Source organism: Klebsiella michiganensis (genome assembly GCF_002925905.1).
Classification (GTDB): domain Bacteria; phylum Pseudomonadota; class Gammaproteobacteria; order Enterobacterales; family Enterobacteriaceae; genus Klebsiella; species Klebsiella michiganensis.
This window is the reverse complement of the sequence record NZ_PRDB01000002.1, coordinates 110,007-122,916: the sequence shown is the minus strand read 5'-3', so window position 1 is coordinate 122,916 and position 12,910 is coordinate 110,007. Positions and strand designations below refer to the sequence as shown.

The window sequence follows — 12,910 nt, the reverse complement described above, 5'->3', positions numbered from 1 at the left end:
TATTTTTTCCACCATTTCTGGCGTTATTTCCGGTTTTTACTGAGATCTCTCCCACTGACGTATCATTTGGTCCACCCGAAACAGGTTGGCCAGGGTGAATAACATCGCCAGTTGGTTATCGTTTTTCAGCAGCCCCTTGTATCTGGCTTTCACGAAGCCGAACTGCCGCTTGATGATGCGAAACGGGTGCTCCACCTTGGCACGGATGCTGGCTTTCATGTATTCGATGTTGATGGCCGTTTTGTTCTTGCGCGGATGCTGCTTCAAGGTTTTTACCTTGCCGGGACGCTCGGCGATCAGCCAGTCCACATCCACCTCGGCCAGCTCCTCGCGCTGTGGCGCTCCTTGGTAGCCGGCATCGGCTGAGACAAATTGCTCCTCTCCATGAAGCAGATTACCCAGCTGATTGAGGTCATGCTCGTTGGCCGCGGTGGTGACTAGGCTGTGGGTCAGGCCACTCTTGGCATCGACACCAATGTGGGCCTTCATGCCAAAGTGCCACTGATTGCCTTTCTTGGTCTGATGCATCTCCGGATCGCGTTGCTGCTCTTTGTTCTTGGTAGAGCTGGGTGCCTCAATGATGGTGGCATCCACCAAAGTGCCTTGGGTCATCATGACGCCTGCTTCGGCCAGCCAGCGATTGATGGTCTTGAACAATTGACGGGCCAGTTGATGCTGCTCGAGCAGGTGGCGGAAATTCATGATGGTGGTGCGATCCGGCAGGGCGCTATCCAGGGATAATCGGGCAAACAGGCGCATGGAGGCGATTTCGTACAGGGCATCTTCCATGGCACCGTCGCTCAGGTTGTACCAATGCTGCATGCAGTGAATACGCAGCATGGTCTCCAGCGGATAGGGCCGTCGGCCATTGCCCGCCTTGGGATAAAACGGCTCGATGACAGCGGTCATATTCTGCCATGGCAGAATCTGCTCCATGCGGGAGAGGAAAATCTCTTTTCGGGTCTGACGGCGCTTAGTGCTGAATTCACTATCGGCGAAGGTGAGTTGATGGCTCATGATGTCCCTCTGGGATGCGCTCCGGATGAATATGATGATCTCATATCAGGAACTTGTTCGCACCTTCCTTAGCTGATTTATTGGATCTTATTCGAGAGAAATATCCTAAGGATACAGTTACCATAATTTCACATAGTCAAGGAACTATGGTTTCAATGGCTGCTACTGCACTCGCAAATAAAGCACCTGATGCTCTATTTATAATGAATTCACCTTATGCCCTTCATAATAGTCAATTGAATGCCTTTTCAATGCCTCCTGAAGAATGTATTTCTCCATCTGGTCGAGAAAGTACTCTGTCAGCAATAATTGATAAAGTTGCACTTCAATCAACACATTTATCTTCGTTAGGCTATGAGGGGTTGTGTGTAGGTCAATCACAGGATAATAAAAACTGGAAGCCAGATATAACTCTTGTAGCTTCTGACAAAAATGAAACGAGAAATATCCAGGAAAGAGATAATCACGGGAGGACTTATGTTTATTTCAATCCACATGACAGAGTTATGGGTTCCCTCCCTCTGCGTTCGATAGGGTGGCAAGGTTTCCCAAATGATGAAAAAGGCAATCCTCATCCACTTATCACCCAGCATAAGGGGTATTTATTCCAGCGAATGCTTGCCAGAAATACACCTTGTGGTATAGCTCCCGAGTCAAAAACTCCATTTGGTCGATTGCCAGATGGTAAACCCTTTTGGGATGATGAAGGAGATGAATACCAGAGCAGTGGTTTTGTGTACCCAGATCCACCTCACTGGCAAACTGTATTTATTAATGCCGAGGAAGTCCCTGAGCCAATTAAGGAAAATGAACTAAGTGATTTCGATAAAACAAGAGTTGGTGCTGAGCATGGCCCACAGGAAAAAAACGGTTGGGGGGAGCGTGATCCTAAAACTGGTTATAAGAATGACGATACTTACGATAATTTCATTAATTTGTATCCCGATCAGGATATCGTTATTGGTGTCAAAAAACAATCGGAATATGGTACTTACGGTAGCGTAACCCCAGTAACCCGTAAGGAGACGTTTGACGAAAAAGATCGCAGGATACGTTCATATGTCGCACAACCTACAGATCACAGTACCTTACCCAGTAATTTAAATTTTATGGCACGAGTCGTTGCTTATGATTTACCCATTGGTTACTGTGAATCGGGTTGGGATAGGGCTTTTATCACTGATCTACGCCGTCGAGCAGACTGGACTCAGGGACTGGATACATATTTAAAAACCGGAATTCCAAACAATGTTACTGAACCAGAAATAATCAGCAAAGAAACAGCATTGGAAGAAATGATTCGTGTGAAGACCAAAGAATACGGATATTGATATGGGAAAGAAAATAGTTGTTCTTGGCGATGCTACCTCGCATGGAGGTAAAGTAGTCTCTGTATCATCTACTTTTGAAATTGAAGGTAAAAATGTTGCACTGCTGAATGATTCGGTGTCCTGTCCGGAACACGGTTCTAATCCGATAGTGGAATGCGATATGAGTTATGAGGAAAACGGTAGGGGAATTGTGGCGCATGGTTGTAAGAGCGCCTGTGGTTCCGTGATCTTCGCTAGTTTGCCGGATGTGGAGATAGGTTGATGGGCTGGTCATTACCGGAGGTTCCCGCGAGGCCAGATACGCAACCCTGGTCGCCCTGGGTATGCCTATCAATTACTTTCGCCGGTGTATTTATCGCGTTAGTTCGGGTGGTACTGCATTCACCCTCCGGTAGTTTACCAACGCTCGCAAGCGGCTACTGGCTACCACTGACCGGATATACTTTGGTGGGTGTTACAATTACCGTAACCTTTTATTTGTTATGGTGGGAAATACAGACTTTCCGCGTCCGTAACTGGAATAACTGGCGACGAAATATGCACCTGGCCTGGCAGCGTCAAGCACACCTGCATTTATGCGTGACCAGGCATGTGGTATTAACCGCAGACCCACAATTGCTTTCTCGACTAGCGGGTGTTGCGTCTGAAAGCAGCGACGAAACATCTTTATTAACATTGCTTCCCGAAGAAGCTTTTATTCCTGGTATTTCACGCTTTGAACAACTTTGTCGTTTATTAATAAACCAGATTAAAACAATACTTTCTCAGGCCTATCCTTCAGGTCCGTTAACGGTGATAATACAGACATCTGCTCCTGATAAAAAACAGGAAATTCAGTATTTTTCCCTTCTCTGGGAAGATGAAAAATTGCCATGGATGCCAGATATTCATGCCTTATCCAATTCGTCAGTTTTTAATAATTGGAATAAATTCCTGTCTACTGCTCGTTATCCATTGCTTGTACTGGCACTGCATTACCGCCAGCCGGAGGAAGCCTTAGCGGAATTTGCCTGTGCGTTGTTGCTGTTGCCTGAAGCGATGCTTAAATCGTCAGAACAGCGCGATGCAGTGCGAGTATTTCGCGCCATGCCGCTGAATACTGGTGCATTGCCCCGCGAGCTGGCTGAATTGCGCGATATGGCGCAGCAGCCTTCTGGTGTAAAACATCTGGTCTGGCACAGCGGGTTATCTACGTCGTCCGCACAGGCGCTGGGGCGGGTGGTTAATGATTTACCTCTGCACCTGCATACTGATATCGCAGCCGGTGGCATTATCGATTTTGCGAAAATCAGCGCAGACTACGGGCATCTGGCGGGATGGCTGATGGTAGCTGCAGCAGCAGAGATGGTCAATTACGGTCCGGGAAGCCACTGGCTGCTACAGGCGGATGACAAACGGGCCGGCGCAATGGTCGTCGGCAATAATCTGCCGGTTATCTGTGATGAAGATGTGAACATACTCCCGTTGCCTTATCCGGCGGGTTCACTCTGCCTTGCCGTATTGCTCAACGTGGCGGCTTTTGGGGGCGTTGCCCGTTTTTTTCCGGACTGGCTGTTCTCCTGGTACGGCGTGCTCAGTATGTTACTGTCGCTGGCAGTCACTCTACCCGGTGCTGTTTTCCTGCTGCGCCGCGCCCTCACTGCTCTGCAACGCCCCCACTTTATTCAGGCTGCCGGACTTGCCCGCAAGGAATAATCCAATATGAAAAGGTTTTTATACAGCCTGGGAGCGGGTCTCTGTGTCCTGGTTGTTTTGTTGGCGCTGTTGTTTATTCTGGCCCAGACAACTCATCTTTTTTTTGAATGGACGGGTGAACGCGTATTCTGGATTTCTCTGTTGGGTGCGGTTTTTCTGACCAGTCTGTTGAGCGTGCTGATTTTTTTTCTTATCCCTTTCCAAAAAAACGACACCCCGGTGACTCCGCAGTGCAGTCGCCCGGCAGGCGAGGGGGCTGGTACACAGGAACGAGATATCTCCCTTTCTTCGCTAAAAAAGCACCTCCGCCGTCGCTACAACCTTTTCTGGCGCAGTCAGGTCCGCCTGCTGCTGGTCTGTGGCGAACCCGAACATATCGCCGCCATCGCCCCCGGCCTTGCCGAAAAACAGTGGCTCGAAGGCCGCCGCACGGTGCTGATTTATGGCGGCAGTCTGTCATCGGCGCCGGACACCGGGCGCCTGACCTCCCTGCGTAAGCTGCGCCGCAGCCGTCCGCTGGACGGCATCGTGCTGGCGCTGGATGAGAGACAGACCACCGCCGGTACGCTGGACAACCATCTTCGCACCCTGGAGCAGGTCGGGGAGGCGCTGCGCTGGCAGCCGCCGGTGTACCTGTGGCAGGTGACTGACAGCGACTGGTCGCAGGATGCGCGCGTCACCCAGACGGTAGGGGCGCTTTTCCCGGCCCGCGCCACGCCGGCGGGGGTGGAGCGCCAGCTCCGCGCTATCCTGCCATCCCTGCGCGAAAGGGGAATACAGCAGCTGTGCGCCGGGCCGTCGCACGATTTCCTGTTACGTTTCGGCCGGCAGCTGGAGAAACAGGGAATAGCCCACTGGAAAACGCTGCTGACGCCGTGGCTGACGGAGCACCTGAAGCGTGTTCCGCTGCGCGGCCTGATGTTCAGCCCGTCGCTGGCCCCTGAGGATAGTGCCGCGGGCCATGAACACCGCTGGTCCGCTCCGGCGGTCTGGCAGGGCGTGACGGCGGACTGCGTTCAGGCGCGGGGCGTGCGGGCAGGGATGCCGTGGCAGCGAACGCCGGGCGTCACCCTGCTGACGCTGATTGCCCTGTGGGGGGCGGGCAGCGTGGTCTCCTTTGCCGTTAACCGCCACCATATCGTCAGCGCGGCGGCGCGGGCGCAGCAGCTGGTGAATCATCCCGCGGTTAACGACCCGCAGCTGATGGCGCTGCAGGCCCTGCGTAACGATATCGGGCGCCTGCAGACGCAACAGGCGAATGGCGCTCCCTGGTACCAGCGCTTCGGGCTGGACCACAATGCGCCGCTTTCAGCCGCCCTGATGCCCTGGTACGGCCAGGCCAGTAACCGTCTGATACGCGATGCGGCCATGCAGGCGCTGACGCAGAAACTGACCGTCCTGGCGAACCTGCCGCCGCGCAGCCCGCAGCGCGCCACGTCAGCTAAGGCGGGCTACGACCAGCTGAAAGCATACCTGATGATGGCGCGCCCGGACAAAGCCGACGCTGCCCTGTACGCGCAGGTGATGACAACCACCGCGCCATCCCGGCCGGGACTCTCCCCGGCGCTGTGGCAGAGTATCGCCCCGGACCTTCACGCCTTTTACATGCAGAGCCTGCCGTCGCAGCCTGCCTGGAAAATCACGCCGGACAGGCAGCTGGTCACCCGGGTACGTCAGGTGCTGCTGGAGCAGATTGGCCGGCGCAACGCGGAAAGTACGCTGTATGAAAACATGCTCACCCGGGTGCGCCGCAGCTACGCGGACATGACGCTGGAGGACATGACGCCGCAGACCGACGCCGGTCGCCTGTTCAGCACGCCGGAGTCGGTGCCGGGGATGTTCACCCGCCAGGCGTGGGAGGGCGGGGTTCAGGAAGCCATTGATAACGCCGTGGCGTCGCGGCGCGATGAAATCGACTGGGTGCTGAGCGATAGCCGTAAAACGCTGTCCGGCGACGTCTCCCCGGAGGCGCTGAAGCAGCGCCTGACGGCGCGCTACTTCACCGATTTTGCCGGTGCCTGGCTGAACTTCCTCAACAGTATCCGGCTGAACCCGGCGCACAATATTGCCGACGTCACCGACCAGTTAACGCTGGCCGGGGACGTGCGCCAGTCGCCGCTGATTGCCCTGATGAACACCCTGGCTTACCAGGGGCAGACCGGGCAGCAGAAAGAGGCCATTTCCGCATCGCTGGTGAAATCGGCGAAAAACCTGCTGGGCGGTGATGACCGGCCGGTGATTGACCAGCAGGCCGCCGGACCGGCGGGGCCGCTGGACAGCACCTTCGGGCCGCTGCTGCAGCTTATGGGTAAAAACAGCGCGCAGAGCGTGATGGCGGCGGACAGTTCGCTCAGTTTACAGACTTACCTGACGCGCCTGACCCGCGTGCGCCTCAGGCTCCAGCAGGTGGCAAACGCCGCCGATCCGCAGGCGATGATGCAGCAGCTGGCGCAGACGGTTTTCCAGGGCAAGAGCGTTGACCTGACCGACACGCAGGAGTACGGCAGTCTGGTGGCGGCAAGCCTCGGTGAAGAGTGGAGCGGTTTCGGGCAGACGATGTTTGTTCAGCCGCTGACCCAGGCCTGGGAGACGGTGCTTCAGCCGTCGGCGGCCAGCCTGAACGAAGCGTGGCAGCGCTCAGTTGTCGCGAACTGGAATTCAGCGTTTAAGGGGCGTTATCCCTTTGCTGCCGCGAAGAGCGACGCCTCGCTGCCGATGCTGGCGGCGTTCATCCGCCGCGATACCGGGCGTATTGACCGTTTCCTCAGCGCGCAGCTGGGCGGCGTTCTGCACCGGGAGGGCAGCACCTGGGTGGCGGACAGAACCCGCAGCCAGGGGCTGACGTTCAGCCCGGCCTTCCTGAACGCGGTGAACCAGCTCAGCCAGCTGTCCGACATCCTGTTTACCGACGGCAGCCAGGGTATCAGCTTTGAACTGCAGGGGGTGGCGATGCCGGAAGTGGTGGAAACACAGCTGACGCTTGACGGGCAGAAACTCCACTATTTTAACCAGGTTGCCGACTGGCAGAGCTTCCGCTGGCCGGGGGTAATCTATAAACCGGGGGCGATGCTGACCTGGACGTCGACGGCGGCGGGAACCCGTCTGTATACAAACCACAGTGGTCCGTGGGGCGTTATCCGGATGCTGGAACAGATGCAGCGGCAGAAAGCGGGGGACGGGCTGTACCGGCTGAGCGTCACCGCGCCGGACAGGCGACAGCTTCAGTGGCTGCTGCGTACGGAACTGGGCGACGGACCGCTGGCGCTGCTGAAGCTGCGAAACTTCAGTCTGCCGTCGCAGATATTCAGCGTCGGTGTCCCGGCGCCAGGCCGCACGGATGAATATGAATCTGACGTTGTGGAAGGGAGTGAATAATGGCCTCTGTTGATATTCTGCTCGCCAACCGCCGGAGATCCCCCCGGCAACGATGATTTCAAGAAGATGCGTGATGAGGTAAGGGCGCGCAACTTATTGCTTCAATGTTCAATGTTCAATGTTCAATGTTCAATGTTCAATGACACTGATGCGATCTGAGGTTGCAGAAAACACCTATCGCGATCTTCTCCCCATTTTTTAAACGCACCTCCTGTAGCTCTAAGGCTAAAAGCATATTTCTATGGACGACTTAACCCTGCGTTATTTTGACGCCGAAATGCGTTACCTGCGTGAAGCGGGCGAAGAATTCGCCCGCGCCCATCCTGACCGGGCGGCGGCCTTAAATCTCGACAAATCGGGCGCGCGCGACCCCTATGTCGAGCGCCTGTTTGAAGGCTTCGCCTTTCTGATGGGCCGCCTGCGCGAAAAGCTCGACGACGATCTGCCGGAGCTGACCGGCGGGCTGGTGAGCATGATCTGGCCACACTACCTGCGTACCATTCCGTCGCTCTCCATTGTTGAGTTCACCGCGGACTGGCGTGAGCTGAAAGAACCTGTCCGCGTTGAAAAAGGCTTTGGAATTCTTTCTCAGCCCATTGGTGAAAAGCGCACCCGCTGCCATTACACCACGACGCAGCCGCTGACCCTGCAGCCCCTGTCGCTCGCCCGGGCGGGGATCTCGACGGAACCGGATGGGCGCTCGCTTCTCCGCCTGCGCTTTGAGTGCAGCCCGCTGGCAGACTGGAGCCGCATCGACTTAAGCCGCATCCCGCTGTACCTGAATGGCGATGCGCCGCTGGCCTGCGCCTTGCATGAGGCGCTGACGCTCCGGGTGGCGAAAACGGGTATCCGCTTTCCCGGCGATGCTGACCGCAGACCGCTGGACGCCCGTTTTGCCGTCTGCGGTTTCAGTAAGGAGGAGGCGCTGTTGCCGGAGTGCGGCAGTTTCAGCGGTTATCAGCTGCTGCTGGAGTATTTTACCTTTCGTGAAAAGTTTATGTCGGTGACGCTGCGCGGCCTGGAAAATGTGGATTTCCCGGAAGAACTGGCGTGGTTTGAAATCGATATCGTGCTGGAGAGACAGTGGCCGCATGAATATGCGCTGTCGGAGAAACATCTGCGCCTGCACTGCACGCCGGTGATTAATCTGTTTCCGCTGGAGTCCGATCCGCTGCATCTGGACTCGTTACAGACCGAATACCTGCTGCGCCCGATGCGTGTCCAGGACGGTCATACCGAGATTTATTCCGTGGATTCGGTCACCTCCTCGCGCCACTCCGGTCACCAGACGTATGTGCCGTTCACCAGCTTCCGTCACAAGGGAGGAATGCTGCGCCATGATGCGCCGGAATATTATTACCATACGCGGGTAAAGTCCGGTCCTTCAGGGCTGCACGACACCTGGCTGACGCTCGGCGGCGAGGCGTTTGATAACCACGCCGTACCGGAGAATGAAAAACTGTCGCTCAGCCTGACCGGCACCAACGGCCAGCTGCCGCGCCGGGCGCTGCAGAGTACGCTGCTGGACACGGTGGTGAAATCCACCACCGCGCGCATTCAGGTGCGTAACCTCTGCGCCCCGACGCTGCCGTGCTACCCGCCGGACCGCGATCGTTTCCACTGGCGGGTGCTGAGCCATCTCGGCAGCAGTTTCCTGTGGATGATGGATAACGCCGACGTGCTGCGCGGCGCGCTGGCCCTCTATGACTGGACCGATAACGAGATGAACCGCCGCCGCCTGGAAGCGATTGTCGACGTCAGGCATAGCGAGGTGGAACGTTTTGCGCAGGGCCATTTTCTGCGCGGCGTGCAGATTGAGGTGACCCTCGACAGCAGCGGCTTCGCCGGGCACGGCGATATCTGCCTGTTCGGCGAGATGCTGAACCGCTTCTTCGCGCTGTATACCGATATTCACCTGTTCAACCATCTGATTCTGATACTACAACCTGGGGGAGAGCGCCTCGAATGGCAGGAGAACCACAACCGCCGCATTCCCGGCTAAGCCCCCGGCTTGAGCGGGAAATCTATCGCATCAACTTCTACCGCTTCTGCCAGTTACTGGAAAAGCGTCGTCCGGGCGCATCGCCGTTGGGCAGCACCCTGAATCCGGCGGACGATCCGGTACGGTTTCGCCCGCATCCGGGAATGGGCTTCCCGGTCAGCGAGCTGAAAACGGTGGAATATGATGAAGACCATCCGGATGCGCCGCCGACGGTGCGCACGACGTTTATGGGGCTCTACGGCGTCGACTCGCCGCTGCCCACCGCGTGGCTCGACGAGATCGCCCAGCAGCGGGAAGGGCACGAAGCGCAGGAGGCGTTTCTCGATATCTTTAACCACCGCATTCTGACGCAGTTTTACCGCATCTGGCGAAAATATTCCTACCCGGCGACGTTTGAAGCGGGGGGCAGGGACAGCACCTCGCAGAGCCTGCTGGGCCTTATCGGTCTGGGAATGCCGGGTACCGATAAGCATATCGCCACCCCGATATCGCGTTTTCTGGCGCTGCTCGGCATCATGCGCCTGCCTGCGCGTACCGAAGAGGGGATTCAGGCGCTGGTACGTCTGCTGGCTCCCCGCACGCGGACCACCGTCACGCCGCACTGCCCGCGCACGTTTTTCATCAACAATCCACTGGGTTTTTACGGCAATGACGATTTTCTGCTCGATGGCTATAACGTGCTGGGCGACGAAACGACAGAGGTCAGCAGCCAGCTATTGATTGCGCTGTACACGGACGATATCGCCGAGGCGCAGGGGTGGTTACCGGAAGGGCAGATATATCAGGACTTTCTGGACCTGCTGCGGGTCTATCTCGGCTGGCGCTATAAAGCGCGTATACAGCTGACCGTTCCTGCCCGGTTACTGCCTGCGCCGGTGCTGGGCGAAACCCCCTTTATGCTTGGCATGACGGGGATACTGGGCGTGGAGGGAGAGGAGATCCCGCCCGATATCCCCGCCACCTTTACTACTGAGCCTGGCGGCTATTGCGGAATGCCGTCTGCAACTTTACAACAAGGAAACCAGCGTGTTGCATACCACTTCGATTAAACGATGGAGTTTACTTCTTATGCCTTTACTGCTGACAGGCTGTGGTCTGACGCAGAAAATTAGCGACAGCACCTCATCGGCGGTGAAATCGGTGTTTTATAAGCAGGTAAACGTCCTGCATCTGGACGTTACCGCCCGGGCGGAACTGAACACCGATGAGCGGGAGAACACCTCGCTCTCCCAGCCGGTGATGGTGTGGGTCTACCAGCTCAGTGACCGCAAGGCGTTCGATAAACGGGTCTATCAGCAGTTGGTCACGGAAAGCGAGGAGGCCGCCGGAGACGAACGGCTTGCCAGCCGTAGCCTGGTGGTAAAACCCGGCGCTGACGTCAGCCTGGATATGCCGATGGACGAGAAGGCGCAGTTTATCGCGGTGGTGGGGTTATTCCGGGCGCCGGATATGGTGAAGAATGACTGGAAGCTGGTGCTGAGGCGCGACGATCTCGATCCCGACAAACCGCGCATTATTGAAGCCAGCCATAACCGCCTGACGCTGAAACCCCTGAAGGATGACTGAGATGCCCACACGCCATAATGCCCCCTCGCTGTATGAAATGCTGTACGGCAACTTTACCGGCGGACTCGACCTGCATCAGGTCAGTGAGGAAAACCAGGTTATTCTGTCGGTGCTGGATAATATGCAGCGCGTCCTCAACTGTCGCGCCGGGACGCTGGCGCACCTGCCCGATTACGGCCTGCCGGATATGACTAAAATCCTCCAGGGGATGCCGGGTACGGCCCATGAGCTGATGGGCATCCTGTCGGCCGTATTGCTTAAATATGAACCGCGGCTGAAGAAAATTGACGTGGTTCTGCTCGAGCAGGCTATCCCCGGCGAGCTGCGTTACGCCATTGACGCGGAGCTGAAGGGCGTAGGCCTGGTGCGCTACGGCACCGAATTTATGCCCGAGGGCAGGGTGCTTATCCGCCACCTCAAACAGCAGCAGTACCTGGAAGTCCGCTCCTCAATCTAGTTTTTATTCTGGCTGAAACCATCATGACGACCCCTTCTGAATGTTGCCTGAAAACCGGCGGCGACCCGCGTACGCTTGCGGATTACGCGCGCCTTCGCGATGAAATGAACAAACTGACCCATCCGGCGCGCCCGGATGTCAACTGGCGGCTCGCGGAAAAACTCTGCCTGTCGCTGTTTGAGCACAACGGCGTGGAGCTACAGACTGCCGCCTGGTATACGCTTGTCCGCACGAATCTGGCGGGGCTATACGGCATGAATGAAGGGCTGGCGATACTGGTCGCGCTGGTCTCCCGGCAGTGGGGCAATATGTGGCCGCAGCCGACGACTGCGCGAATCAAAATACTCAGTTCGCTCAGTAAACGGCTGCAGCAGGCGATGCGCACGCTGTCGCTGACCTATATCGACCTGAGCCAGCTTTACCAGGCAGAAGCGCATCTGACGGCGCTGGATGACGTACTGCAGCGTCTGGAACTCAAACATGCCGGCCAGCTTGATGCCCTGTCTATCCTGCTGCACAACGCGGCGGTGCGGCTGGAGAGCAGCGAAAATAAAGAGGAGACCGCGCCGCAAGCGGCCGCGCCTGATCCTGACCCTTCCAGCCTCCCTGAACCGACCGCGCAGGTGAAATGGGTCTATGTCGCCGAACCGGCATCGCGGCCGAATGCTGACGTTGTGACGGCATTCCCGGCGCCCGCGAAGCCCTGGAAGCCGTTTGTCGCCGGGATGCTGACTATGCTGGCGCTGGCCGGGGCCGCGGCGGGAGGATGGCGGGCAACGCACCCGTCCGATTCGGGGCAGATGCGGTTTCCCGCCCGGTTCTCTCCATTACCCACGGTGCTTTCCGCTGAGCAGTTACAGACGCTACGACAACAATCCCCCTCGGCCGAGACGGGGATAAAACAGACTCAGCAGCAGCTGGCACAGCTTTTACAGCTAAAACCGGACTGGGCTTTGAGTTATGGCACTCATCTGGCGCAGCAGGCGCTGACGCTATGGCCAGAACAGGCGAAACCGCTGGCGCGGCAATGGCAACAGCAGGTCAGCGCCGCCGCGCTTCCCGTGGAGAATCTCAGCGGCTGGCACCAGGGAATGACGCAGCTACAGCAGTTGACGAACCGGCTTAACGCGCTGGATGAACAGAAGGGGCGGTATATCACGGTGAGTGAGCTGAAGTCAGCGGTGTTTGCCATAACGCAGTCGTTCAGCCGTACCGTTCCGGCGGAAGAGCAACTGCGGCAACTCTCCGCACAGCCGCGCAATCAGCCAGGGTCTGCGGCGCAGCAGAACCAGACGGAGCAGCATCTGCAACAACTGATTGCCCGCTATGCTGCGCTGAAACAAAAAACGGCGGAATAAGTCTGCAATAGCCACCCGCACGGGTCATTAGCGTGACGCATGACTTTCGCTATCGGAACGGCCGGTTGCCGGCCTGATGCGACAACCCTGCCACACCCGGCACCGGCGC

At 57.1% G+C, this 12,910-nt stretch carries 9 protein-coding genes and 1 pseudogene; 9 read left to right on the top strand and 1 reads right to left on the bottom strand.

Annotated elements, in window-relative coordinates:
* Positions 1 to 36: 36 nt before the first annotated feature.
* Complete coding sequence (locus tag CDA56_RS07730) at positions 37 to 1,017, bottom strand: IS5-like element ISKpn26 family transposase (protein WP_000019441.1); 981 nt, start codon at positions 1,015 to 1,017, stop codon at positions 37 to 39.
* 59 nt (positions 1,018 to 1,076) lie between these two features.
* Here CDA56_RS07730 and CDA56_RS31215 point away from each other — a divergent pair.
* The 9 genes and pseudogenes from CDA56_RS31215 to CDA56_RS07675 all read left to right on the top strand — a co-directional run.
* A pseudogene (locus CDA56_RS31215) lies at positions 1,077 to 2,348 on the top strand (T6SS effector phospholipase Tle3 domain-containing protein); the annotation flags it as partial.
* Position 2,349: 1 nt separating this feature from the next.
* Positions 2,350 to 2,610, top strand: coding sequence for a PAAR domain-containing protein (locus tag CDA56_RS07710; protein ID WP_014229081.1), 261 nt, complete (start codon positions 2,350 to 2,352; stop codon positions 2,608 to 2,610).
* The gene (locus tag CDA56_RS07705; RefSeq protein WP_102803599.1) at positions 2,610 to 4,043 is read left to right on the top strand and encodes a hypothetical protein; all 1,434 of its coding nucleotides are present in this window, start codon (positions 2,610 to 2,612) and stop codon (positions 4,041 to 4,043) included. The genes CDA56_RS07710 and CDA56_RS07705 overlap by 1 nt, the downstream gene beginning before the upstream one ends.
* Positions 4,044 to 4,049: 6 nt before the next feature.
* The gene (locus CDA56_RS07700) at positions 4,050 to 7,418 is read left to right on the top strand and encodes an ImcF-related family protein (protein ID WP_227633033.1); all 3,369 of its coding nucleotides are present in this window, start codon (positions 4,050 to 4,052) and stop codon (positions 7,416 to 7,418) included.
* A 241-nt stretch (positions 7,419 to 7,659) separates the two neighbouring features.
* The gene (gene tssF, locus CDA56_RS07695) at positions 7,660 to 9,420 is read left to right on the top strand and encodes a type VI secretion system baseplate subunit TssF (protein ID WP_102803598.1); all 1,761 of its coding nucleotides are present in this window, start codon (positions 7,660 to 7,662) and stop codon (positions 9,418 to 9,420) included.
* Positions 9,384 to 10,469, top strand: a complete 1,086-nt coding sequence (gene tssG, locus CDA56_RS07690; protein ID WP_102803597.1) for a type VI secretion system baseplate subunit TssG — start codon at positions 9,384 to 9,386, stop codon at positions 10,467 to 10,469. The genes tssF and tssG overlap by 37 nt, the downstream gene beginning before the upstream one ends.
* Positions 10,447 to 10,986 carry a type VI secretion system lipoprotein TssJ gene (gene tssJ / locus CDA56_RS07685; protein ID WP_102075966.1) on the top strand — a complete coding sequence of 180 codons (540 nt, stop codon included), beginning with the start codon at positions 10,447 to 10,449 and terminating at the stop codon, positions 10,984 to 10,986. The genes tssG and tssJ overlap by 23 nt, the downstream gene beginning before the upstream one ends.
* Position 10,987: 1 nt before the next feature.
* The gene (gene tssE / locus CDA56_RS07680; RefSeq protein ID WP_014838282.1) at positions 10,988 to 11,443 is read left to right on the top strand and encodes a type VI secretion system baseplate subunit TssE; all 456 of its coding nucleotides are present in this window, start codon (positions 10,988 to 10,990) and stop codon (positions 11,441 to 11,443) included.
* Between the two features lie 23 nt (positions 11,444 to 11,466).
* Entirely contained in the window at positions 11,467 to 12,801 is a 1,335-nt protein-coding gene (locus CDA56_RS07675) for a VasL domain-containing protein (RefSeq protein ID WP_102803596.1), read from the top strand.
* The last annotated feature ends 109 nt before the right edge of the window (positions 12,802 to 12,910 follow it).